Annotated in this window: 21 protein-coding genes; 8 read left to right on the top strand and 13 right to left on the bottom strand. The window is 74.0% G+C overall.

The window, feature by feature from the left end; all coding sequences use genetic code 11:
• Window positions 1–161: 161 nt before the first annotated feature.
• The 7 genes from ACFQRF_RS12795 to ACFQRF_RS12765 form a co-directional block, all read right to left on the bottom strand.
• A complete protein-coding gene (locus tag ACFQRF_RS12795) occupies window positions 162–1292 on the bottom strand; it encodes a glycosyltransferase family 4 protein (protein ID WP_379871270.1) in 1131 nt (376 codons plus the stop codon).
• Window positions 1285–2259 (bottom strand): NAD-dependent epimerase/dehydratase family protein, encoded by a 975-nt coding sequence (locus ACFQRF_RS12790; protein WP_379871269.1) that lies wholly within the window; start codon window positions 2257–2259, stop codon window positions 1285–1287. Before ACFQRF_RS12790 ends, ACFQRF_RS12795 begins: the two co-directional genes overlap by 8 nt.
• The gene (locus ACFQRF_RS12785; RefSeq protein WP_379871268.1) at window positions 2252–3613 is read right to left on the bottom strand and encodes a nucleotide sugar dehydrogenase; all 1362 of its coding nucleotides are present in this window, start codon (window positions 3611–3613) and stop codon (window positions 2252–2254) included. Before ACFQRF_RS12785 ends, ACFQRF_RS12790 begins: the two co-directional genes overlap by 8 nt.
• 4 nt (window positions 3614–3617) lie before the next feature.
• On the bottom strand, window positions 3618–5105 hold the full coding sequence (locus ACFQRF_RS12780) for a class I adenylate-forming enzyme family protein (RefSeq protein ID WP_379871267.1): 1488 nt from the start codon (window positions 5103–5105) through the stop codon (window positions 3618–3620).
• On the bottom strand, window positions 5102–5371 hold the full coding sequence (locus ACFQRF_RS12775) for an acyl carrier protein (RefSeq protein ID WP_379871266.1): 270 nt from the start codon (window positions 5369–5371) through the stop codon (window positions 5102–5104). The genes ACFQRF_RS12780 and ACFQRF_RS12775 overlap by 4 nt, the downstream gene beginning before the upstream one ends.
• Before the next feature lie 32 nt (window positions 5372–5403).
• On the bottom strand, window positions 5404–6207 hold the full coding sequence (locus ACFQRF_RS12770) for a nucleotidyltransferase family protein (RefSeq protein ID WP_379871265.1): 804 nt from the start codon (window positions 6205–6207) through the stop codon (window positions 5404–5406).
• Between the two features lie 232 nt (window positions 6208–6439).
• Window positions 6440–7642: a type III PLP-dependent enzyme gene (locus ACFQRF_RS12765; protein ID WP_379871264.1), complete on the bottom strand. Its 1203-nt coding sequence runs from the start codon at window positions 7640–7642 to the stop codon at window positions 6440–6442.
• Window positions 7643–8035: 393 nt separating this feature from the next.
• Here ACFQRF_RS12765 and ACFQRF_RS12760 point away from each other — a divergent pair, with 393 nt between their 5' ends.
• The 4 genes from ACFQRF_RS12760 to ACFQRF_RS12745 all read left to right on the top strand — a co-directional run bounded on the left by ACFQRF_RS12760 (window position 8036) and on the right by ACFQRF_RS12745 (window position 10533).
• Complete coding sequence (locus tag ACFQRF_RS12760; protein WP_379871263.1) at window positions 8036–8656, top strand: hypothetical protein; 621 nt, start codon at window positions 8036–8038, stop codon at window positions 8654–8656.
• Between the two features lie 153 nt (window positions 8657–8809).
• The gene (locus ACFQRF_RS12755) at window positions 8810–9238 is read left to right on the top strand and encodes an OsmC family protein (protein ID WP_379871262.1); all 429 of its coding nucleotides are present in this window, start codon (window positions 8810–8812) and stop codon (window positions 9236–9238) included.
• Between the two features lie 87 nt (window positions 9239–9325).
• On the top strand, window positions 9326–9871 hold the full coding sequence (locus ACFQRF_RS12750) for a GNAT family N-acetyltransferase (protein WP_379871261.1): 546 nt from the start codon (window positions 9326–9328) through the stop codon (window positions 9869–9871).
• A complete protein-coding gene (locus tag ACFQRF_RS12745; RefSeq protein ID WP_379871260.1) occupies window positions 9868–10533 on the top strand; it encodes an alpha-ketoglutarate-dependent dioxygenase AlkB family protein in 666 nt (221 codons plus the stop codon). The genes ACFQRF_RS12750 and ACFQRF_RS12745 overlap by 4 nt, the downstream gene beginning before the upstream one ends.
• Window positions 10534–10573: 40 nt before the next feature.
• Here the strand turns inward: ACFQRF_RS12745 and ACFQRF_RS12740 are convergent, their stop codons facing one another.
• Entirely contained in the window at window positions 10574–11767 is a 1194-nt protein-coding gene (locus ACFQRF_RS12740; RefSeq protein WP_379871259.1) for a carboxylate-amine ligase, read from the bottom strand.
• Window positions 11768–12050: 283 nt separating this feature from the next.
• Window positions 12051–13853 carry a hypothetical protein gene (locus ACFQRF_RS12735; RefSeq protein ID WP_379871258.1) on the bottom strand — a complete coding sequence of 601 codons (1803 nt, stop codon included), beginning with the start codon at window positions 13851–13853 and terminating at the stop codon, window positions 12051–12053.
• A 101-nt stretch (window positions 13854–13954) separates the two neighbouring features.
• Here ACFQRF_RS12735 and ACFQRF_RS12730 point away from each other — a divergent pair, with 101 nt between their 5' ends.
• Window positions 13955–14182, top strand: a complete 228-nt coding sequence (locus tag ACFQRF_RS12730) for a hypothetical protein (protein WP_379871257.1) — start codon at window positions 13955–13957, stop codon at window positions 14180–14182.
• A gap of 227 nt (window positions 14183–14409) precedes the next feature.
• Here ACFQRF_RS12730 and ACFQRF_RS12725 read toward each other — a convergent pair whose 3' ends face one another.
• Entirely contained in the window at window positions 14410–14646 is a 237-nt protein-coding gene (locus ACFQRF_RS12725; protein WP_379871256.1) for a hypothetical protein, read from the bottom strand.
• 1561 nt (window positions 14647–16207) lie between these two features.
• Between ACFQRF_RS12725 and ACFQRF_RS12720 the strand changes: the two genes are divergently transcribed.
• Complete coding sequence (locus tag ACFQRF_RS12720; protein WP_379871255.1) at window positions 16208–16969, top strand: ABC transporter permease; 762 nt, start codon at window positions 16208–16210, stop codon at window positions 16967–16969.
• Here the strand turns inward: ACFQRF_RS12720 and ACFQRF_RS12715 are convergent.
• Window positions 16870–17982 (bottom strand): EamA family transporter, encoded by a 1113-nt coding sequence (locus ACFQRF_RS12715; RefSeq protein ID WP_379871254.1) that lies wholly within the window; start codon window positions 17980–17982, stop codon window positions 16870–16872. The two genes, ACFQRF_RS12720 and ACFQRF_RS12715, sit on opposite strands and share 100 nt — an antisense overlap.
• Window positions 17983–18127: 145 nt before the next feature.
• Window positions 18128–19252 carry an SGNH/GDSL hydrolase family protein gene (locus ACFQRF_RS12710; protein ID WP_379871253.1) on the bottom strand — a complete coding sequence of 375 codons (1125 nt, stop codon included), beginning with the start codon at window positions 19250–19252 and terminating at the stop codon, window positions 18128–18130.
• Window positions 19253–19386: 134 nt separating this feature from the next.
• On the opposite strand from ACFQRF_RS12710, the gene ACFQRF_RS12705 reads away from it, so the two are divergent.
• Complete coding sequence (locus tag ACFQRF_RS12705; protein ID WP_379871252.1) at window positions 19387–20349, top strand: LysR family transcriptional regulator; 963 nt, start codon at window positions 19387–19389, stop codon at window positions 20347–20349.
• Window positions 20350–20355: 6 nt separating this feature from the next.
• Here the strand turns inward: ACFQRF_RS12705 and ACFQRF_RS12700 are convergent, their stop codons facing one another.
• Entirely contained in the window at window positions 20356–21297 is a 942-nt protein-coding gene (locus ACFQRF_RS12700; protein ID WP_379871251.1) for a LysR family transcriptional regulator, read from the bottom strand.
• Window positions 21298–21741: 444 nt separating this feature from the next.
• Between ACFQRF_RS12700 and ACFQRF_RS12695 the strand changes: the two genes are divergently transcribed.
• Complete coding sequence (locus ACFQRF_RS12695) at window positions 21742–22374, top strand: TetR/AcrR family transcriptional regulator (RefSeq protein WP_379871250.1); 633 nt, start codon at window positions 21742–21744, stop codon at window positions 22372–22374.
• Window positions 22375–22389: the final 15 nt, after the last annotated feature.

Raw genomic sequence — 22389 nt, 5'->3', positions numbered from 1 at the left:
GCGAGCCGTGAACTTCTCTCAGGTGGGAACGGGCGTACGGGTGGGTGCGCGAGGCCGACGGCATGGTGATGGGGCCGGCGGCCCGAACCGGGGCGTGGACGCTGCGGGCCGAGCGGATCGACGCCCGACGTGGCGCCCCTCCTCCGGGAGAGGGAAGCGAGTCAATGGGGCCCCGTGCTCCCCTCTCGCAACATCGGTTGCCCGGCCCGGTTCGGGGCACCGGCGGAGGCGGTCGCCGGTGGGGCGGCGGCGCCGGTCCGGTAGCCCGCCTCGCAGGCGGCGGCCACCCGGTCCCAGGTGAACTCGCGGGCCGCGCGCCGCCGGCCGGCCTCGCCCAGGGCGCGGCGCAGCCCGGGGTCGGTGAGCAGGCGCACCAGCGCGTCGGCCACGTCGCCGGTCCGGGGCGGCACGACGAGGCCGTCCACCCCATCGCGCACCACATCGTGCACGCCGGGGAACGCGCCGCTGACCACCGGCCGGCCGCTGGCCCACGCCTCGGCGAAGACCAGCGGGAACACGTCGGCGCTGGTGGGCAGGCACAGCACGTCGCAGGCCGCGACGGCGTCGTGCTTGGTGCGGTCGTCGGCAAGGCCGAGGTCGTGGACCCGCGGGTCGCCGGGCGGACCCGGCAGGCCCGCCGAGGCGCCGTCGCCGGGCGGGCCCGCGAACACGAACTCGGCGTCGCGGACCCGCCGCCATACCTGCGGGGCCGCCGCGACCAGGCGGGGGTAGCCCTTGCCGACGGTGCGGCGGCCCACGAACAGCACCGTCGGGCCGGTGATGCCATGCCGGGCGCGGAAACCGGCGGGGTCCGGCCGCCCGGCCAGGTCGGGCGCCTGGGGGAGCGTGCGCAGCGCGGTGCCGGCGGCGCCGTACGTCCGCAGCGCGGCCGCCTCGGTGGGGGTGAGCGCGAAGACGACGTCGGCGGCCGCGCACGCCCGCCGGCCGACGCCGGGGTCCGGCCACAGCTCCGGGGTGGTGGCGGGAGTGAGCGCCAGGCGGGCGCCGGTGGCACGGGCCAGGCGCAGTGCGGCGGCGACGTGGGCGGGACGGGCGAGGTCGAAGGCGTGCACGACGTCGGGCCGGTGGTGCTCCGCGTACCGCCGCAGCTCCGTCTCGGTGCGCAGCAGGCGCGGCGGCGCGTCGTCCAGGAAGGGCGGCCGCCGGGAGTCGGTGGCCACCGCCACCGCGTGCCCGCGCCGGGCGAGGTGCTGCGCGGTGCGCCACGCCATGCGCTCGGCGCCGGCCAGCCCGGCACCGTAGCCACCGAAGACGACCACGACCTCACTCATGGCCGGCCGCCCCGTGCTCCGTGTACCAGGCGAGGGTGGCGCGCAGGCCCTCGTCGAGCGGGGTGGCGGGCCGCGGGCCGAGCAGGGCGCGCAGTGTGGCGAGGTCGGGCAGCCGGCGGTCGGGGGACCCGGCCGGCGGGTCGTGCACGTCCAGCCTCGGGTCGACACCGGCGAGCCGGAACAGCCGGCGGGCGAGCGCGTCGATGCGGATCTCCTCGGTGTCGTCGCCGATGTTGGCCACCAGCGGCTCGTCCCGGCCGATCCGGGTCAGCCGCACGGTGGCGTCGACGGCGTCGGTCACGTAGCAGAACGCCCGTGTCTGGTGCGCTCCGTACAGCGGGAAGGGGTCCTGCCGGTCCAGGATCCGGCCGATGAGCTGCGGGATGACGTGCCGTCGGCCCATGCGCGGCCCGTACACGTTGTGGTACCGCCCGATCCGCACCTGCGTCTTGCCGTGCAGGCGGCGGAACATGGATTCGGCCACGGCCTTGCTCAGGGCGTAGGAGGAGCGCGGGGCGCCGAGGTCGGCCACGACGAAGGGGACGTCCTCGCGGGTGGGGTGCCCGGTCAGCCCCGCGGCGGCGGCGCCGTCGGCGACCTCGCTGGTGGAGCTGAGGAAGAGCGCCCCGGGTTCGGTCCGCGCGCACCAGTCGACCAGGTGGATGGCCGAGAGCAGGTTGGTGGACAGCACGTGCGCGGGCCGGTGGATGCTCTGGTGCACGCCGACGACGGCGGCGAGGTGGTACACCTCGTCGAAGGGCCCGGGGGCGAGGTCGGGCGGGATCGCGGTGGTGAGGTCGTGTTCGACCGTCTCGACGTGCCCGGCCAGTTCCTGGAAGTCGCGGTCGGGGCGGCCTCGGGAGAAGTCGTCCAGCAGGGTCACCCGGACGCCGTCCGCCAGCAGGCGGCGGACCAGGTGCAGCCCGACGAACCCGGCCCCGCCGGTGACGAGTGCGCGCTCAGCCACGGCCCAGCCTCAGGTACTCGACGCCGCCCTGCCCGCCGGATCCGCCGGGCGCGCCGAACTCCGCGCGCAGCAGGCCCCACATGTCGAACACCACGGCCGGCCGGCGCATGCGGCGCAGGTGCGCGGTGTTCTCGGGACGGGCGTAGCCGGGATGGTCGACCAGCAGCACCAGGGCGTCGGCGTCGGTGAGGCCCTCGCCGAGCTCCATGGGCCGGTAGCCGAGTTCGGCGATGCGGTCCGGCTCCACGACGAAGTCGTGGCCGGCCAGCACGCCGACCCGGTCCCGTAGCTCGGCCGCGACCTGCACCGCGGCCGCGCCGCGCACGTCGTCGGTCACCGGCCGGCCCTTGTAGGCGATGCCGCACACCAGCACCTTGGCGCTCGCGGCCGGGCGGCCGGTGCGCTCGAGGGCGGCGAGCACCCGTTCCACGACGTGCCCGGGCACCTGCTCGTTGACCTCGCGGGCCGCCGCGACCAGCGGGGGCCGCCGTCCGGCCCGTTCGGCGGTGTGCATAAGCAGGTAGGGGTCCTTGGTGAGGCAGCTTCCGCCGACGTACCCGGGGCGGGCGAGGTCGGGACGCGGGTAGCGGAGGTTGGCGGTGCTGATCAGCTCCTCGGCGTCCAGGCCGAGCGGCGCGGCGAGCAGCGCCACCTCGTTGCCGAAGCCGTACAGCAGGTCGGTGTGCGCGTTGCAGATGAGCTTGATCATCTCGGCGGCCTCCAGGGAGGACACGGTGATCTGGTCGCTCGCCACGCTCTTGAGCAGTTCGCCCGCGCGGGCCGTCGAGGCGTGGTCGAGTCCGCCGATGATCTGCGGCAGCGACGCCAGCTCGGCCATGGCCTGCCCCTGGATGATGCGTTCGGGGCAGAACGCCAGCAGTGGGTTGGCCACGCGCCGGCGCAGCAGCGGCAGCACCAGCTCGCGGCAGGTGCCGACCGGGATGGTGCTGCGGACGACGACGAGCGTGTCGTCGGCGATGTGGTCGGCCACGTGCTCGGCCGCCGCGCGCAGGTGGCGCAGGTCGGGTTCGCGTGTGCCGGGGTGCACGGCGGTGCCGACGCAGATGATGACGGCGCGCGGCGGGGTGTCGGGGAGCCGGTCGGTGACGGCGAACTCCTCGGGCGTGCGCGCCCGGAGCGCCTCCTCGACCCCGGGTTCGACGAAGAGCGGCCGGCCCTCGGCGAGGGCGTCGCGCACCCGGGCGCTGGTGTCGACGCCCACGACGCGGGTGCCGGTGCCCGCGAGGGCGAGGGCCAGCGGGAGGCCGACGTAGCCGAGCCCGACGACCGCGACTGGGTCGCGGCCCGGCGAGGCGGGACTGGTGCGGTCTGCTGCCGCGCTGGTCTGGGACACGGTGCTACCCCCTGGTTGCCTGGTGGGTGTCGGACTCGATGAGCTTGCGGCGGTCGACCTTGCCCAGCCCGGTGCGCGGCAGCCGGTCGTGGCGGTGCACGTGCCGTGGCACCTCGTAGGGCATGAGCCGTGTCCGGAAGTGGGCGAGGAGATCGTCGGCCTCGGTGCCGTCCGCCAGCACGACGGCGGCGTGGATCTGCTCCTCCCGGTCGATGCCCCCCACCCCGTAGACGGCGATCTCCCGCACTCCGGGGTGCTCCTCCGCGATGCGCTCGATCCGCCGCGGGTTGACCTTGCGCCCGCCGACGTTGACGAAGGTGCTCTTGCGGGCGATGAGGAACAGGTGCCCGTCCTCGTCCACCCGTGCGATGTCGCCGGTGTCGAGGAAACCGTCGGCGTCGAGGGCGGCCGGGGCGCCGTCGAGGTAGCCGTGGAACATGGCGGGCGTGCTGACCAGCAGGCTGCCCTCGGACCCTCCGGGCTCCTGGGGACGGATGCGCCAGCGCACCCCGGGGCCGGCCACTCCCACGCTCTCCGGCGGCCACGGCCGCGCCCGGTCGTACTGGCAGGCGATCAGCCCGGCCTCGGTGCTGCCGTAGATCTGGTGGGGCGGCCGGCCCAGGGCCGCCGTGGCGCGGGCGCGGACGCGCTCGGGGAGCGGACTGCCGGATGACAGCGCGAGGCGCAGTTGCGGCGGAGCCGCGCCGGCCGGCAGCGCCGCGGCCAGGAGTTCGTAGCCGAGCGGCGTGGCGACGAGGACGGTGGCGCCCGAGCGGAGCGCGTCGATGACGGCCCGCACCGTGAACCGGGGGACGGTGACGAGGGTGGCGCCGGCCGTGAGCGCGGTGCAGACCCCGCAGATGAGGCCGAATGCGTGTGCCACCGGCACCGTGACCAGCGACGTGTCGGCGGCGCCGACCCGGTACACCTGCCGGTAGGCGTGGGCTCCGCGCAGGGCGGCGCTCAGGGTCTGGCGGGTGATCCGGGGCTCGCCGGTGGAGCCGGAGGTGAGCTGGAGGATGGCGGGGTCGGCGCGGACGGGGGCGGGCGCCTGCGGGCCCGGACCGGTGAGGTCGTGGTAGTGGTACGCCGGGACGCCGGGCGGCCCGGCGGAGCGCCGGCCGGGCGGTGCCACGACCGCGGCGGGCGCGGCGCGGTGCACCGCCGAGCCCTCGTCGGCCAGGTGGGAGTTGTCGGCCTCGACGAGCAGCAGGTCGGCGCCGCCGGCCATGAGGCCGAGGAGCACCGCGACCGAGGTGGGGGTGTTGTCGAGCAGCATGACCACCGGTCCTGGGCGGCCGGTGAGCCGGCCGGTGCCGGCCGCTACCCGGTCGACCAGCCCGGACAGTTCCCGCCACGTCAGGGTGTCGCCGCCCACGGGAGAGGTGCGCACCGCCACGCGATCGGGGTGGGCGGCCGCGTGGCCGTGCAGGGTGCTCCGCAGCTCGCCGGCGGCTCCCGGGCCGGAAGAGCCCGATGCGGGGCCGCTCACCGGCGCTCCCCGCGGAGCAGGGGGGCGACGGCGGCGGGCGTGGAGTCGTCGAAGATCGCCATCAGGAGTTCGGCCTGCATGGCGTCGGCCGCGGCCTCGTCTTGGGGCCCGAACCTGGCGACCAGCCGGGTGATGATCTCGATCGCCCGGTAGGAGTCGCCTCCGTTGTCGAAGAAGTCCTCGTCCGCGGCGAGCGCGGGGCGCCCCAGCACCGCGCCCATCTCCGCCGCCACCTGGCGGACCAGGTCGTCCTGCTCAACCGTCATCACTACCCCTGTTCGGTCGGTACCGGCTTCGCTCATCGGCTGCCGCCCGCGATGAGCGCGACGTCGAAGCGTGTCTCGGCCTCCTTTTGCCGCCAGCCGCGCGGCGCGGCGATGGGGAGGGCGTCCCGCCGCACCTGCCCCGCGACGCGTTTGGGGCCCACGTAGCGCTCGGAGTGGTCGGCGAACTCCTGTTGCGCGCGCTCGTAGCGGTCGGGGGTGCCGATGTCGTGCCATTCGCCCCCGAACTCGTACGCGGTGACCGGGTCCCCGTGCTCGACGAGGCGCAGGATGAGGTCGGTCATGTCGGCCACGCCGCCGTCCAGCCGGTCCCGGACACCCGGGCTGACCACGTAGATTCCCGAGCTGACGTCGAGACCGAGGCGCGGCTTCTCCCAGAGACCGCGCACCTTGCCGTCGGCGATCTGCAGCACGCCGAGGTCGACCGGGACCTCAAGGCGCTGCGCGGCGACGGTCAGCAGCGCGCCGCTGCGCACGTGCTCCTGGTACAGGTGGGCGAAGTCCAGCGTGGTGAGGACGTCGCCGTTCATGACGAGGGCAGGGGTATCCCACCCCTCGACCCACCGCAGCGGCGCGGCGGTGCCCAGGGCGACGCGGTCGACGCTGAAGTCGATCGCCACGCCCGGATATTCGCCGGCGGCGAACCGCCGGCGGATCATGTCGCCGAAGTGCGAGACGCACAGGGTGACTCTGCGGAATCCGGCGGCGGACAACTGCCGGATGATGATGTCGAGGATCGGTGATCCGCCGACCGGGATCAGCCCTTTCGGGCGGTCCTCGGTGAGCGGGAGTAGTCGTTTTCCCTTACCGCCTGCCATGACGATCGCGTGCAAGGTCTACCTACCCGGAGCCGATTCTGGGGACCATCGCGTTCTCTGCTGCGTGGGGTGACGGCAGGCTCGGGAACCCGCCGCCGTAAGAGTGAGCGCACTGGGATCGTCTCCCGCCGGCTCCGGGTGCATAAGCCTCGCATGGCCACCCGATCGACCTGTCCGAACGGTCATACCGGAATGAGCGGCGGCGGTCGCGGGAGTGGGGTCCGCCGCGGCGTCACTCCCCCGCCGTGCCGGTGTCCGGGAACTCCGATCCGACGCAGTACGCGGTCAGCGGCGGCAGGCCGTTGAAGCCGACGGTGGCGGAGGACAGCGTGTAGGCGCCGGCGCCGAGGATGTCCACGTGGTCGCCGGGGCGCAGCGCCAGCGGCAGCCGGTAGGGGGTGCGCTCGTACAGGATGTCGACGCTGTCGCAGGTGGGGCCGGCGATGACGACCGGCCCGCTGGGGCCGTCGTCGTGCTCGGTGACCAGGCGGTAGTGGATGGCCTCGCCCTCGGTGTCGATCAGTCCGCCGTAGCGGCCGATGTCGAGGTAGACCCAGCGCTTCTCGTCGTCGTGGTGCTTGCGGGCGACCAGCACGACCTCGCAGCGGAGCACGCCGGCCTCGGCGACCAGATAGCGCCCCGGCTCCACGGCCAGGGACGGCGGCACGGCGAAGTGCCGCCGGACGGAGGCGTGGATGGCCGCCGCGTAGGCGTCGATGGGCGCCACGGGGGTCAGGTAGCCGGCGGCGAAGCCCCCGCCGACGTTGAGCATCCGCAGGTGGACGCCGGCCGAGCGCAGCTCGGCGAAGACCCGGGCCGCCTGGGCGATGCTGGGGTCCCAGCGCTGCGGGTCGAGTTGCTGGGAGCCGACGTGGAAGGAGACCCCGACCGGATCCAGGCCGAGGCCGGGGGCGGCCCGCAGCAGCTCGACGGCCATGTCGGGCGCGCAGCCGAACTTGCGGCTCAGCGGCCACCGGGAGCCCTCGCCGCTGGCCGGCAGCCGGCAGAAGACCCGGGAGCCGGGCGCGTGTTCGGCGAGTTTGCGCAGCTCCTCGACGCTGTCGAAGACGAACAGCCGCACGCCGCGGGCGTAGGCGTGCCGAATGTCGGCGGACTTCTTGACCGTGTTTCCGTACGACAGCGCCGCAGGGTCCGCGCCCGCGGCCAGGCAGAGGTCGACCTCGGCCCGGCTCGCCACGTCGAAGGACGCCCCGAGCCGCACCAGCAGCCGGATCACCCGGGGGTCGGGGTTGGCCTTGACCGCGTAGAACACCGGCGCGGAGCCGAACGCGCCCGCGAGCGAGCGGTAGCACCGCGCCACGGTCGGCAGGTCGACGACCAGGTAGGGGGACGGACCGGGGTGGCCGGCCATGAAGGCGCGGATCCGCTGGTGGTGGGTCTCGGTGTCGACGGTGCAGGTGGCTGACTGGTTCATGTGCTCCCTCGGGTGGTCCTGGTTCCGTCCGCGGCGCACCGGGCGCGGCGCGGGGCGCGAGATGGCGACGGAAGGGATTGACAACCGGAAATCAAAAACAATTCGCCCGAACCCGCGGCGCGACAACTATACAATTTAATTTTTGCCACCCGGCCACAATTCGGCATTCCCGATCCGGCGCCGGAAGATGCACATTCTCACGGACCGGCCGGCCGCAATTCGACGGAACGGCCCGAACCCGACTCCCGGCCGGCGAATTCCCGTCCCGAGTTCTTTTTCCGGCATTCGCCGCCCGCCGATCCGGGCGTGGCCGCCGCCGGCCGCCGCGCGTTCCCTGCTTCCCCCGTCACCGCGCCTGGCGCGGACTCGCCGCCGCCCGCGACAATGGGCGGCATGGCAGGTACGGATGCGGGCGCGGCGCGCGTCATCGTGCAGCGGATCGCCGTCTCCTGGTCGCCGGACGCCCGGGGCGCCGCGGCGGCGGCGGAGCGTGCCCGCCTGCCGGAGGCGTTCCCGGTCCCGGCGACGCCCGCGGTTCCCGGTGCGGAGGAGTCCGGCGGCGTGATCCTGCTGCACGACGTCCGGCTGCGCGACGTCCGGGGGTACCGGCCCGAGGAGACGGTGACGGCTGGCCGCGCCGCGGACCGCCCGTGGCGGCAGGGCGTTCTGGCCAGCTGGGGTCTGCGGCTGGTCGAGGAGGGCGGCAGGCTCCACGTGCACCGGACCTCGGCCGGCGACGCGTTCCCCCAGCGATGGCCGCGGCCGCTCTGCGTACTGGAGCCGGGCCGGATCGCCCGGTACCGCGCGAACTTCCGGTTCGTCAGCCTCTCGCACATGTCCGGGTGGCGGTACGCGCAGTGGACCCTCACCGTCGGCTACCGGATCGCCGGTCCGGCGGCGTCCGGCGCGTTCGCCCGCGCCACGGCCGCCGTCGATGTCGACGACCGGGTGTCGCTGTACGGCAACGGCCGCGGCCGCCGTCCGGCGAGGCCGCGCCGGAGATCCCGCGGCTAGGCGCCGGGCGCCTCGGAACCGCCCCCGCCGCCGGATTCCCCGGCCACGCGGCTCGATACGGTGGGGTCGACGAGGCCGCAGTGGGATGATCGTCGGCGTTCCGCGTCGCGGCGCGGAGATCCGATCCAACCCTGTTCGAAGAGGAGAGCCGCCATGCCTGTCGTTCGCACCGCCCACACTCGCTGGGAGGGCACTCTGGCCGAGGGCCAGGGCACCGTCTCGTTCGACTCCTCCGGGCTGCCGGACCAGCAGGTGACCTGGAAGGCGCGCTCCGGCGCCTCCGAGGGCCTGACCAGCCCTGAGGAGCTCATCGCCGCGGCGCACTCCTCCTGCTTCTCCATGGCGCTGAGCCACGGCCTCTCGCAGGCCGGGACGCCGCCGCGGTCCGTGCGGACCCAGGCCGAGGTGACCTTCCAGCCGGGAACCGGCATCACCGGCATCCACCTGACCGTCCGCGCCGTGGTCCCCGGCCTGGGCGCCGAGGACTTCGCGAAGGCCGCCGAGGCCGCGAAGACCGGATGCCCGGTGAGCCAGGCGCTCACGGGCACCACCATCACGCTGGACGCCGCGCTGGAGCAGTAGCGGCGGTATCGGGTGCGACCGCCCCGCCGGCCCGGACGGGCGGCGGGGCGGTTGCCGGTTCGGGCGGCGACGTGGTCGTATGGGGCCATGAGCACCGATCAGGTGCGGCGGGGCGCGGCCGTGCGGGTCCGCCGGGCGGCCACCGGCGATGGCGCGGCGATCGCGGCCGTGCGCGTGTCGGGATGGCAGGCCGCCTACCGCGGCATCGTCCCCGACGACGTGCTGGACCGGATGACACCCGACCCTCTCGCGCGGGAGGCGCTGCTGCGCGCTCCGCGGCCGGGCGTGCGGGAGTACCTCGCCGAGGCCGGCGGTGACGCGGTGGGCTGGCTGGCGGCCGGCCCGTCGCGCGACGCCGACCACTTCGCCGCCGGGGTGCGCGAGATCTACGCGTGCTACGCGGTGCCGGCCTACTGGCGCCGTGGGGTGGGCAGCGCACTGATGGCCGTGGCGCTGCGCGACCTCGGGGACGCCCGTCCCGTCGCGGTGTGGACGTTCCGCGACAACCGCCGCGCCCGCCGGTTCTACGAGGCGTTCGGATTCGTCCTGGACGGCCGCGAGCGCGACTTCGACGCCTCCGGGGCGCCGGTCCGTGAGGTCCGTTACCTGCGTCCGGGGACCGCCGAACCGTGACCGGCGAACTGTTCGACCCGCGGCGGCCCGGGCCGGTCACCGTCGCCCCCGGCGCCGTGCACGTCCCGGGCTGGCTGGACCCCGAACAGCAGCGCGACCTGGTCGGCCGCTGCCGCGACTGGGCGCGTGGCCCCGCGGGCATGCACCGGCACCGCATGCCGCGCGGCGGCGTGATGAGCGTGCGGATCGTGTCACTGGGCTGGCACTGGGCGCCGTACCGCTACACGCGGACGCTGCCGGACGGCACCCCGGTCAAACCGTTCCCCCCGCTGCTCGGCCGGCTGGCTCGCGACGCCGTGGCCGCGGCCTACGGCGCTCCCCCGCCGCCCGGCGCCCCGCCCTACGACGTGGCGCTGGTGAACTTCTACGACGCCGACGCCCGCATGGGCCTGCACCAGGACCGCGAGGAGCGGGTGGACGCGCCGGTGGTCTCGCTCAGCCTCGGCGACTCCTGCGTTTTCCGGTTCGGCAACCCCGAGACCCGCGGGCGCCCGTACACCGACGTCGAGCTGCGCGGCGGCGACCTGTTCGTCTTCGGCGGGCCGTCCCGGCTCGCCTACCACGGGGTGCCGCGGACGCTGCCCGGCACGGGCGACCCCGCCTGCGGGCTGACGTCCGGGCGGCTGAACATCACCATCCGGGCGTCCGGGCTGCCGGCCTGAGCCGCCGCGAACACCCGGGCGGCCGTCCCCGGCCGCCGCCTCACAGGTCGGCGGCGTCCAGGCCGTGCGTCGTCTGGCGGACCAGCAGGTCGAGGACGTCGGTGAGCCGTCCACGCCGGGCGTAGGCGGCGCGCTGACGGTGCGCACCGGACCCGACGGAGAACAGCCGCAGCAGCAGCCGCTCGACGAGTTCGCCCTCGCCGTCGGCGCCGAGCCCGGGCATGGCCGCCTCGACCAGCCGGTCGAGCTGCCGGCGTGCCGGCACGAGGTCGGCGGAGAACGGATCGAGGGCGTGCCCCTCCAGGCCATCGCGCGCGGCCCGCCACATGGCCAGCCGCAGGGAGCGGTCGCTGAGCGGCGGCGCGGGATCGCCCGCGGCGACCTGGGCGAGCGCCACGGTGACCAGGCCCCGGACCAGCACCGCGAACAGCACGGCCTCCTCGGCGGTGCCCGCGACGTCGCCCACCCGGATCTCCAGCGTGGGCAGGTGCTCGGAGAGGCGGACGTCCCAGTACACCATGCGGCGGTCCAGGATCGCCCCGGTGCGCAGCATCTCGGTGACCGCGCGTTCGTGCTCGGCCACCGAGCCGAGCCAGGGCGGCGGGCCGGCGGAGGGCAGCCGCGCCCAGATGATGGACCGCCAGCTGGCGTGCCCGGTGTCCCGCCCGCGCCGGAACGGCGAGTTGGCGGTGAGGGCCAGCAGGGTGGGCAGCCAGGGGCGCAGATGGTTGGCGACGGCGAGCGCCACCTCCCGGTCGGCGATCCCCACGTGCACGTGGCACCCGCACACCACATGGGCGTCGCGCAGCGCGCCGAACCGCTCGGCGATCGCGCGGTAGCGGCGTCCCTCGCTGAGCGGTGCGGACCCCACGTCGCCGAGCACGGCGGTGCCGGTGGCGACCACGGCCAGGGCGCGCTCGGCGGCGGCCTCGGTGAGCGTGCGCCGGGCGGAGGCGACGTGCGTCGACAGCTCGGGGGCGGTCTGGCAGACGGGACTGGCCGCCTCGACCTGGAACCGGGTGATCTCCGCGCAGAGTTCGGAGCCGGTCGGCCGGGCGGCGGCCAGCACTTCGGGCGCCTGGGCGGTCGCCTGCCGGGTGTCGGCGTCGACGACGAAGAACTCCTCTTCGACCCCGAACGTGGGCGCGGCGGCGTGCGGGAGTTCGTCAGGCGATCGGGCCGCCAGCGGAACCACGGGGTGGTGGGGCTGCGGTTCGCCCCCGCCGGCGGGCATGGCGGGAGACGGGAGACGCGGCTGGTCCTGGCGTCTGCGGCTGAACTCTTCCATGCCGGCCCCCAAGCTTGACGGTTTATCGGAGTAGATACCCCTAAATCCCGACGGCGCCCGGTCGCCCGGCGGCCGGAATCGTCCAACCGCGAGTGCGAGAAAACCCCGTGCGGCACGCCCGTCCCTCGCGTCCCACCGCCTGACGTGCCCGCGTGCCGGGGCCGCGCGACGGCGCCGCCCCGGCACCGTGCACGGTGCCGGGGCGGCGGGGGACGCAGGAGAGGCGAGACTAGCGGCGCAGCAGGTCCCGAACGTTGACGACCAGCAGGATGACCACCACGAGCACGATGGGCACCAGCACGGTGATCCGCCAGTTGGCCATGAAGGCGGCGATGATACCCGCCACCGCGGCCACGACGACGAGGAAGATCGCGAGCCCGGTGAGGAAGGACATCAGCTTGCGGCGCGCGAACGCGTCGAACATCGCGAAGAGCAGGACCACGCCGACCCCGGCGAGCGGCGCGAGGGGCCCGCGCAACAGGAGCAGCGCGCCCAGCGAGATGATCAGCAGCGGAGTGCTCAGCGCGGCCCAGATGTGCAGGAAGCGGGTGGGCCGCTGTTTGCCGGACGCGTACGGCAGGTGCGGCGACTTCAGGTGCGCCTGCGGTCCGTGTTCAAGGGACTCGCCGCTTTCGAGGGCTTCGCGGTGCGTGTCGCGTTCGTCCGCCAGCAGGGCGCGTTCGCGGTGCCGGTCGGCGAGCTCGCGTTCCGCCTCGGCGATCCGCTCCCGCTTCTGCCGGGCCTCGGCCGCGGCGTGTGCGCGGCGCCCCAGGACGATGTCGGCCGCCGCGAGCCGCCGGATCTCGTCGCGCCGGCGGACGATGTCGGCGTCGGCCTCGTCGATGCGCGCGTCCAGCTCCTGGACGTGCGCCAGGAGTTCGGCCCGCGCCGCCGTCGCGCTCGGGGACACCTTGTGCAGCCCGACCCAGGACAGCGGGTCGGCCCATGACGCACGGACCGTGCCGTCCCGCTCGTAGCGGGGGCCGCTGGGGGCGCGTTCACCGTCGAACCAGTCGCGGGTATCGCGGCCCCACAGGCCGCGGAATCCGCGCACCCAGGGGGTGTCGTCGTCGATGACCACGGGCGTCCAGTCGCGCTCGCCGCCCGGGCCGACCCGGATGCCGTCGCCACGGGCGTAGTCGACGAACGGCACGCCGATCCCGTGCCGCACGATCGCGCTCGTGCTGGGGAAGATCCGCTGGGTGACGGCGCGCCAGACGCGCACCAGGCCGCGCAGTACGGCCGGGTCCACCTGGATCAGGTAGTCGCCGGGCAGCATCTGGTGGGAGTGCGAGCCCGCCCCGACGAAGATCATCGGATGGTCGCCGTCGCGGTGCAGCTCGGGGTCGTCCCATCTGCGCCGGAGGTCGTCGCCGGTGTACTCGTGGGAGGAGGCGCCCACCCACACCGGCCGGGTGCCGCCGTCGGCGGTCTCCACCAGATAGACGGTGACCCGCTCCCAGTCGGCCTCGTGGTCGTTGACGCCGCCGTAGGTGGACCGCCAGTCGTTCATGGCGTAGAAGAACCAGTACTGGAGGATGACGTAGCCGCCCTCCCGCATGACCCGCCCGTAGTAGGTCGCGCCTCCGGTGTCCAGGCGGTCCTTGTAGCGCGTGGCGGCCGCGGCGGCGACTCCGCCCGGCACGGCGCCGCGGATCAGCAGCGACAGCTTCATCAGCACGTCGACGACCCGACCGAGCACGCCGACCGCGGCCAGCCGGCCGCTGCGCGGGATGACCGGACGCGCGCTCCGCCGATAGCGGCGCGCCTCGGCACGCAGCGATGACTCCTGCACGAACCGCAGGTGCTTGTGGTGGCCGGGCCACTCGCGTTCGGCGCCCGCGAGACGCTCGACGGTGAGTTCGCCGGCCGGGACCACCTCCTGCTCCCGGCCACCGGGCAGTTCGAGCCAGAGGCTGCAGCAGTCGAGGTAGTCCTCGATATCGGTGGGGAAGAAGAGCTCGCCCCTGGTGTAGACCAGCACCGGTTCGTAGGCCCGGAGCAGTTCCAGATCAGATTTTGTCGTGCCCATAACTTCGCCCGACCCTAATGGATCACGGGGGCGCGTTCCGCCATGACACCGGGCGTAGCGCCCGGCTGCGCGGCATTCGGGCACGGCGTAGATTGCCGGGTATGGAGCACGACCAGATCAGCACGCTCTCGGCGTCCGTCCGTGACGAGGCGCCCCTGGCGGCGCTGCAGGCGATCGCGGAACTGCGCCGGGAGCTGGAACGACGCGAGGCGGTCAACGTGCGCAAGGCGCGGGCGCAGGGCGCCACGTGGGCGGAGATCGCCGCCATGCTGGGGGTCAGCAAGCAGGCCGTGCACAAGAAGTACGGCGGTGGCCGCCGGGAGCGCTGACGGCGGCCGGCGGGGAGGGGGAGGCGGAACAGCGCGAACGCGCGCTCGGTATCGTTCTCGTCACAATCGCGTACCGCGCTTCGACGCGGCGACGCCGCCACGGGGCCGGGTGGCGGCGTCGCGAGCCACACCCGGGCACTCGGCCGGTGCGGGACCCGGCGAGGCGTCGCCCGATCACCGTCGATGACCAGGCGACGCGCCGCGCGGGTGGCCCTACTGCATCACGCTCACCGGTGGTGGCCGTGATGCATGCCGTGGTGCCCATAGTGGCCGTGGTGGCCATGATGGCCGTGGTGGCCATAGTGGTGATGATGGTGGTGACGGTGGTGGTGGCGGTGGTGCACCGTCGGCTCATCGGCGGTGGTCGCGGCGTTCGCGCTCACCATGCCCATGGCGGGCGCTCCCAGCGCGACGGCGGGTGCCACGAGTCCGGCCACCAGGATGCGGCGCAGGCTGACGCTCATGCGAATCGTCTCCCCCACAAAAACTGATCCGGCGATCTGCCAGATCAAGACTCCGCTCGAAGGACTCCGGCCGCCGGCCCCTTCGCCGACGGCGGTGGGCCCTGGAGTCACGATTCCCATGCTTGCGGCGCCCGTCCCAAGGCCAAACACGCTCGGGCTCCATGGTGGTCAAAGAAACCGCCGGAAGCGTCAAGGACGCCCGGCGCCCGCCGTGGAGGCGGGGCGGGGCGCGGGCGCGCCCGTCGGCCAGGCGGTCAGGGCCGTCGACGTCGGTCACGTAGCGTCGGCCGCCCTCGGCGCTCCGGATGGATCCACCGACCCGGTCGGCCTCGGCGACGATGTCGGCGGCCAGCCGGACGCGGAGCCGCTGCCGTCGGCGAAGCTGGGCAGGTCGGCGACGTCGTACCCCTCGGCTTCCGGCGTCCGCAGGGCGGTTCGGTCCGCGCACGGTGCGGCGTCGGCGCGCCACGGTTCGACGCCCCCAAGGTCCGGTCGACTCGGCGCGGACGAACAGGAGCGGCCGCCGCACTTCCACCGACCACGATTATTCGCGCCAGCGACCGGAATTAGCCGACAAGGAGACCCCGGCCACAGAGTTCTTCTGGGAGCAAATAACTCCTAATTCAACAACTTTCAATGACAGCACCGCGCAATGATCGCAGCGAGCGACACTTTTTCAATACGTCCCCGGCCCGCGCCCCACCATGGCGGCGACACGCATCGCGACCTGCGATGACGCTCGCGAGATGCGGAAATATCCGCGTCGCCGGACCCCCGGGTCCGGCACCGGAAACGCGGCCGGAGGCGCGGTCTTCCGGTTCGCTCCGATCCCGGCCACACCTCATTCGTCCGCCGCAAGGCGCTCCATGGCCTCCCGCTGCCACTCGCCGCCGCGGGGACTCCCCGAGGTCTGCCGCACGCTCTCGCGCACGGTCCCCCGCCACGCCCACCGGCGGGGGTGGGCCACGGGAGAGGGCACCGGCGCTGGCTCGCGGCGGCCCACGTGCCGCCGCCGGCCGGCCACCACACCGGCGCCGCCAGCGTCACGTGCAGCATGTTCGACGCGATGACCGACGCCTGGAAGACCGGACCGGCGTCCCAGGACGCCGTGCCGCTCGCGGTGGTCAGGACCAGCAGGAGCCCATGGCGGCGGGGAGCAGGGCGTACAGCGCTGCCAGTGCGACGGCCGCGACGCCGAGTCACCGCCGCCGGGCCGCGCCGGGAGCCCAGGAGGCGGCCCCGGACGGCGACACATCGTCCCGTCGTGGTGCGCGGCACGTCATCCGCGATGTCACGGGCCGCGATTCCAGTACGTCTCGCTCCTCCGCCGGGCCGGGCCCTCGGCCGACCGCCCAGGGATCCGGCGCGTCCGCTGCCCGCTGCCTCCACCGTCGGGGCCGGCCGTCGCGGCGCGCACTCACCCGGGCGGTGTTCCGGAGCCGGCGCTTCCGGCCGCCCGCCGCCGCGCGAAGATGACGGGGAGACCCCCTTTTCGTCCCGGCCCGCCGGAGTCCGGTCCCGCTCCCCCTGTTCCGGGCGGAGCGCCCACGGAGGAGCTTCGATGCCGATGTCCACTGCCGCCTCCGCCACCCTGCTGCCGGTCGGCCCGGCCCTCGGCGCGGTGATCGCCGGTCTGGGTCTCGTCGCGATGGCCGTCGCGGCCCTCGGGCGGCTCGGGCACGCGCGGGCCGTCCTCACGGCCGGGCTGCGGGCGGCCGTCCAGCTCGGCGGGGTGGCGCTCGTCATCGCGGCGGTCGTGCGGTCGGGACCGTGGACGGCCGCGTTCGTGCTGATGATGTACGCCGTGGCCGTCTGGACGGCCGGGCGCCGGATCTGCAAGGGGTGGCCGGCGGCGTGGGCGGCGCTTCCGATCGCCGCCGCCTTCCCCGTGGCCGGGCTCGTGCTGGCGACCGGGCTGCTCCCGCCCACCGGGATGGCGGTGATTCCGGTCACGGGGATCCTGGTGGGCGGCGCGCTCACGGCGACCTCGCTGGCCGGTCAGCGCGCCGTCGAGGAGCTGCGCTCCCGGCGCGGCGAGGTGGAGGCGGCCCTCGCGCTCGGGCTGTCCTCCCGGGCCGCCCGGCTGGAGATCTGCCGGCCGGCCGCGGCACGTGCGCTGGTGCCCGCGCTGGACCAGACGCGGACCGTGGGGCTGGTGACGCTGCCGGGCGCGTTCGTGGGGATGCTGCTGGGCGGGGCGAGCCCGGTCGAGGCCGGCGCGGTTCAGCTCTTCGTGCTCATCGGCCTGCTGGCCGTGGAGTCGCTGGCCATCGTGGTGTGCGTGGAACTGGTGGCGCGCGGCGCGTTCCCGGCCGGACCGTAGCGCGGCGACCGGAGGGCGCCCCGGTGCCACGCCCGCCGCCCGGCGCGCCGCGGCGCCGAGACCCGGCAGCCGCCGCCCGTGGGCGTGCCGCCGGCCGCCTCCCCGGAGGTGCCGGCCGCCGGCGAGTCGCGCCGGGACCGCGTGTCCGAGCGCGCCGCTCCCACCCCGGCGACGACCACCAGGGCCATGCCGAACATCTGCGGCACGGTCGGCGTCTGCGCGATGACCAGCATGCCCATCGCGAGGCTCACCGCCGGTTCCAGGCTGCCGAAGGTGCTGAAAGCCGAGCGGCTCATCCGCTGCAGCGCGACCATCTCCACCAGGAAGGGCACCAGCGGGTAGAGCACCGCGATCCCGAGCGCGCCGAGCAGGACACGCGGCTCCGGGTCGGCGACGACCGCGGGAGCGCCGAGCGGTGTGGTGAGCACCGCCGCCACGGTCATGGACAGCGCCAGGCCGTGCAGTGCGCCGAAGCTGCCCCCGACGCGCTGCGCGAGCACGATGTAGAGCGCCACGCACACCGCACCGGCCAGCCCGAACGCCACCCCGGCGAGATCCGCGTCGCCGCTCCACGGCCGGGTGAGGCAGAGGACGCCCGCCAGAGCCGCGAGGATCCACGCCAGCTCCGCGCGGCGGCGCAGCGCCAGCACCGCCACGGCCAGCGGGCCGAGGAACTCCAGGGAGGTCGCGACGCCCAGGTCGATGCGGGCCGTCGCCTCGGAGTAGCAGACCATCATCCCGGCGCTGACCGTGCCCAGGATCACCACCGCGGCCAGCTCCCGCCGCGGCGCCGCGGCCACCGCCGCCCACAACCGGCGGCCGCCCAGCAGGAGCAGCAACGCCGCCGCCCAGCACAGCCGTAGCCAGGTGACGCCGCCCGCGCCGACGGTGTCGAACAGCCGCACCGCGAAGGCGCTGCCGGTGTGCAGGACGAACATGCCCGCGAGCACCAGCAGCGGGGCGGGGGCCCGAGTCAGGGCACGGCGAAGCAGGGCCGAAGAGAAGAGGATCACCGGACCATTGGACCGGTCCCCGTTTGTTGCTGTCCACGGACCGTTGGCGTACGGATCACGTCGTTATGGTGGATGGTCTCCGGTTCCGCCGTCCGTTCCGTGGGCGGGGTCGGCGCCGGAGCGGGCGGAGCGGTCCGCGTGACGGTCACCAGTCCAGTGGAAGGGTGGCGATGAGCCGCCCGAGACGGTCGGCGATGAGCTCGTGATCCCGCGCGGACGGGTGCCAGTCGCAGCCGAGGTAGTCCAGCCCCGAGCCGTCGTAGTACCAGTAGCGGACCCGGTCGTCGCCCTGGTCGTTGCGGTCGCTGACGATCTCCTGCGCGGTCTCGGCGAACACGGTCGTGTTGGACAGGTGGGTGGCGCTGACCACGATGACCGTGCCGGTGCCGTACCGTGCGCGGAGCTCATCGAGGAAGTCGTGATAGGCCGCCTCGTAGGCGGTGACGAGACCGTCGGGGGTCCACGGCTCCCCGGGATTGATGGCGGTGGAGAAGTCGTTGATGCCCAGGCCGACCACGACGAGTTGCGGCCGCCAGCCCGCCGGGCGCTGCCAGCGGTCGCCGTCGACGCCGAGCAGGGCGCGGTCGTAGAAGGAGCGGTAGTCGACCTCGGGCCGCTGGCCGTTGTAGTTGCGCACCATGCCCAGACCGGAATAGGCGTTGATCTGGTAGTCGGCGTCCAGCCGCTGCGCCGTGAGGGCACCGAAGCTCCGGTCGGCGTTGGTGGTGCGGTTCACCTCGTCGCCGGTGCAGACCCGCGTGCCGGAGAGGTTGCCGTAACCGGCGGTGTAGGAGTCGCCGATGAACTCGATCTGCCGGCCGCGGGCGGCGGGCCGGTCCAGGATCGCGCCGCCCGGCGCGGCGACGAGACCGCCGAACGTGCTCTCCGCCCACGGGCTCTCACTGCGCTTGACCAAGCGGACGGCGTGCGCACCGTCGGTGAGGCCGTCGACCCAGTGGGTCCCGCCGGTGGGGGTCACCAGGGTCGTGACGACCTCGCCGTCCACCTGGACGTCATAGTCGGCGGCGGGATCGTCCAGGACGATGCCGACCCCGGTGCCGCGGAAGCGGCCCTCGAAGTAAACGCCGGGCCAGCTGTACCGCACCAGATCCCCGTCGGCGTGGAACCGGCCCGCGGAGTGCACCTGGGTGAGGGGCTCGGTGCCGGTGCCGTCGCCGGCCGGCGCGGCGGACGCCGGTGATGGCACCGGCACCGCCGCGAACCCGACGGTCAGCGCTCCGGCCAGGACAATGGCGGCGACGTTCTTCATCGAGCCTCCTGCACATCGAGACCGGGAGCGCTCCCGGATTGTTTCCGGAACGGCACCGTCCGTCAATAGCTGGCCGGGCCCAGAGGTGGCCGGGCACAGCGGGGGCACGCCACGTCTCCACGCATACTGGACGAGTGGATCTCACCCGGTTGCGCCTGCTGGTCGAACTCGACCGGCTCGGCACCATGGCGGCGGTCTCGGAGGTGACCGGCATGGGAACGTCGGCCATCTCCAAGCACTTCGCGGTGCTGGAGCGCGAGGTCGGCGTCCGGCTCCTCTCACCGGACGGCCGCCGGGTCCGCCTGACGCCGGCGGGGCACCGGCTGGTCGAGCACGCCGTCGGCATCCTGTCCCGCGTGGAGGCGGCCCGCGCCGAACTCGCCGGGGAGTCCGAGCCGGTCGGCCGGGTCAACCTGGTGACCTTCGTCAGTGTCGCCACCCCGATCGTGGTCCCCGCACTGGGGCGGCTGGCCGCCGACCACCCCGGCGTCGACGTGCGGATGATCGAGCACGAACCCGACCAGGCCCTGGAGTTGCTGCACACCGGCGCCGCGGACCTGGGGCTCGTGTACGAGTACAGCCTGGTGCTCCGGCGGTTCCCCGACACCTTGACGCTGCACCGGATCGGGGCCGAGCCGCTGCTGCTGGCCCAGCCCGCCGGATCGACCGCCCGATCCCGGCCCATGACGCGGGAGCGGCTGCGCGAACTCGCCGACACCGCGTGGATCGCGAACTCACGGGGCAGCGACGAGGACCAGCTGGTGCAGCGCATGTGCGCGACGGCCGGGTTCGCGCCGCGGATCCGGCACCGGATCGACAACCTCGACGTGGTCGGCGACGTTGTGGCGGCCGGCTGGGGTGTGGGCGTGCTGCCCCGGCTGGCGGCGCGGACGCGCCGCCGCGGTGTGGTGCACTCCCCGCTCGGCGAGCTGGGCGGTCTGCGGCGCGTCTACCTGGTCGCGCGCAGCGGCGGCTGGGCGTGGCGGCCCGTGCGGACGGTGGCGCGGTACGTGCGCGACGCCGCGCGCGAGGTGCTCGCCGACCCCGACGGCGACGCCGGGCGGCCGCTGCCGGGGACGGAGGGGGTTCCCGGCTGAGCCCGGTCAGGCGGCCCCGCTCCCGGTGACGATGAGCGGGCTCGCCGAGGGCACCGGCACCTTGCTGGCCGCTTCGCGCATGGCGCCGAGCAGCGGCTCGGGGTTGCCGCCCGCCCGGCTCACGGCCACGATGTGCCGGCGCGGGCCGTTGCGGACCGAGCGCACGACCACCTGCGACGTGGACAGGCCGGTCCAGGCCAGCCGGGGCATGAGCGCGATCCCGAGGCCGGCCGCCACGAGCGCGAAGACCGCGCTGAACTCGCCGACGGTGTGCGCGATCCGCGGCTGGAACCCGGCCTGGTTGCAGGCCGCGGTGACGCAGTCGTACCACGCGGTGCCGGGCGCCGACATGATCCAGTCGGCGTCGGCGAGATCGGTGGCGAGGTCGAGCTGTGTGGAGGCCGCCAGCGGGTGGTGGTACGGCAGCACCGCGTCGAACGGCTCCACCATGATGGGGTCGAGCTGGAAGTCCGGGGTCCCCTCGGGCGGCAGGTGCACGGAGGACATGGTGACGGCGAGGTCGAGGGCGCCGACGCGCACCATCTCGGTGCTCTCCTCGGGCTCGGACTGCACGACCTGGAACCGCCAGCCGGGCCGGGTCTGGCGCAGGCCGGCGACCGCGGGGGCGACGAGGTCGGAGATCCCGGTGGCGAAGGAGCCGACGCGGGCGACCCCGATGGTGCCCTCGGCGTACGCGGCGAGGTCCGCTTGCGCGCGTTCCATCTCGGCGAAGATGACGCGCGCGTGGTCCAGCAGGACCCGCGCGGCGCCGGTGAGCAGGAACCGCCGGCCGCGGCGCTCGACCAGGGTCACTCCGGTCTCCTTGGCCAGGGCGGCGAGCTGCTGCGAGACGGCCGACGGGGTCACGTTCAGCGCCTCCGCCGTGGCCGCCACGGTGTGGTGCTGGTCGAGTGCCTGGAGCAGGTGCAAGCGGCGCACGTCGATCATGTCTGCCAATCTAGGCGAGCCCGTGGGGAACTCGGCACGGACCCCGGTGCGGATTCGGATCGACCGCAGGTGGTTGCACCCACACCCCCGCACCGGACTCGACGATTCGCTACTTTTCTCCCAATTTTCCGAATCGCCCAGACCCCACGACCCGCCGCCTGGAGCTCTCGAACAGCCCAGGGGCGGTACCCGTACCGCCCCTGGCCGGCACAGCCCTGGCCCCGCATTACGGAAGATGAACAGAGACCGAACTTCAGCAACGAGACTCTCCGCGTACTCGGCATCTCCTACACCTGAGAAAGCATCAGGGGGCCCGGGAGGCGGGGTCGAATCGAGCATTCCACTTCCCCGAACCCGCCCCGGAGAACGCGAGGCGAAAAAGAGCGCGACGGACGGCACACTCGACTGAGACCGACGTCAGCCGCACTTCTATAACATATGAAAATGCCCTTGAATATCGGTCCCGACGCTCATCGAAGCGCCGTAGCCGAGGCCGTGTTCCGGATCATTGACGGCGACGGGGTCAGCGCGGCCACGGTCACGCGTGTGGCTCACGAAACCGGCCTTCCCCCCGCAACAGTGGCGGCATATTTCACCAATTCAGCTGAGCTGCTGACCTTTGTTCGCGAAGTGATCTACAGTCGGCAAACCCAGCGGCTGGACCGGCCCGCCGCCAGGATTCGCGACACCGGCCCCTCCGTGACGGCGGCCGAGCGGCTCGCCGCGATCGAGGACGCCTTGACGCAGCTCCTTCCGATGGACGAAGAACGCCGAAAAGAGACGCGAGTCTGGCTCGCGCTTTCCGTCCACGCGGCCGACCATCCGGATCTTGAGCCGCTGAGCCACGTCTTCTCGCGCAGCATACGGGAGGGTTTGCGCAACCTCTTCACGTCGGGGAAGAGTACGGGCGTGTTCGCTCCCGATCTCGACATCCCCGTTGAGGGCGAACGGCTCGCCGCGCTACTGAGCGGTCTTCGCATCGACGCCCTCCTGCACCCCGAACTCGTGCGGCCGCGAACCATGCGCGCCGTGCTGCGGCGGCACCTCGCCGATCTCAGCGCGGTTGATCGGCGTTAGATACCCGGCGTGTCC

The organism is Marinactinospora rubrisoli (assembly GCF_042664915.1).
Taxonomy (GTDB): domain Bacteria; phylum Actinomycetota; class Actinomycetes; order Streptosporangiales; family Streptosporangiaceae; genus Marinitenerispora; species Marinitenerispora rubrisoli.
This window is presented reverse-complemented; position numbering and strand designations above follow the sequence as displayed.

Coding starts and splice junctions, on each gene's coding strand:
- ACFQRF_RS12700 (WP_379871251.1), bottom strand. CDS start 21,297: ATGATCGACGTGCGCCGCTTGCACCTGCTCCAGGCACTCGACCAGCAC.
- ACFQRF_RS12695 (WP_379871250.1), top strand. CDS start 21,742: ATGCCCTTGAATATCGGTCCCGACGCTCATCGAAGCGCCGTAGCCGAG.
- ACFQRF_RS12750 (WP_379871261.1), top strand. CDS start 9,326: ATGAGCACCGATCAGGTGCGGCGGGGCGCGGCCGTGCGGGTCCGCCGG.
- ACFQRF_RS12725 (WP_379871256.1), bottom strand. CDS start 14,646: ATGAGCGTCAGCCTGCGCCGCATCCTGGTGGCCGGACTCGTGGCACCC.
- ACFQRF_RS12735 (WP_379871258.1), bottom strand. CDS start 13,853: ATGGGCACGACAAAATCTGATCTGGAACTGCTCCGGGCCTACGAACCG.
- ACFQRF_RS12710 (WP_379871253.1), bottom strand. CDS start 19,252: ATGAAGAACGTCGCCGCCATTGTCCTGGCCGGAGCGCTGACCGTCGGG.
- ACFQRF_RS12720 (WP_379871255.1), top strand. CDS start 16,208: ATGCCGATGTCCACTGCCGCCTCCGCCACCCTGCTGCCGGTCGGCCCG.
- ACFQRF_RS12770 (WP_379871265.1), bottom strand. CDS start 6,207: ATGGCAGGCGGTAAGGGAAAACGACTACTCCCGCTCACCGAGGACCGC.
- ACFQRF_RS12740 (WP_379871259.1), bottom strand. CDS start 11,767: ATGCCCGCCGGCGGGGGCGAACCGCAGCCCCACCACCCCGTGGTTCCG.
- ACFQRF_RS12795 (WP_379871270.1), bottom strand. CDS start 1,292: ATGAGTGAGGTCGTGGTCGTCTTCGGTGGCTACGGTGCCGGGCTGGCC.
- ACFQRF_RS12730 (WP_379871257.1), top strand. CDS start 13,955: ATGGAGCACGACCAGATCAGCACGCTCTCGGCGTCCGTCCGTGACGAG.
- ACFQRF_RS12755 (WP_379871262.1), top strand. CDS start 8,810: ATGCCTGTCGTTCGCACCGCCCACACTCGCTGGGAGGGCACTCTGGCC.
- ACFQRF_RS12760 (WP_379871263.1), top strand. CDS start 8,036: ATGGCAGGTACGGATGCGGGCGCGGCGCGCGTCATCGTGCAGCGGATC.
- ACFQRF_RS12775 (WP_379871266.1), bottom strand. CDS start 5,371: ATGACGGTTGAGCAGGACGACCTGGTCCGCCAGGTGGCGGCGGAGATG.
- ACFQRF_RS12765 (WP_379871264.1), bottom strand. CDS start 7,642: ATGAACCAGTCAGCCACCTGCACCGTCGACACCGAGACCCACCACCAG.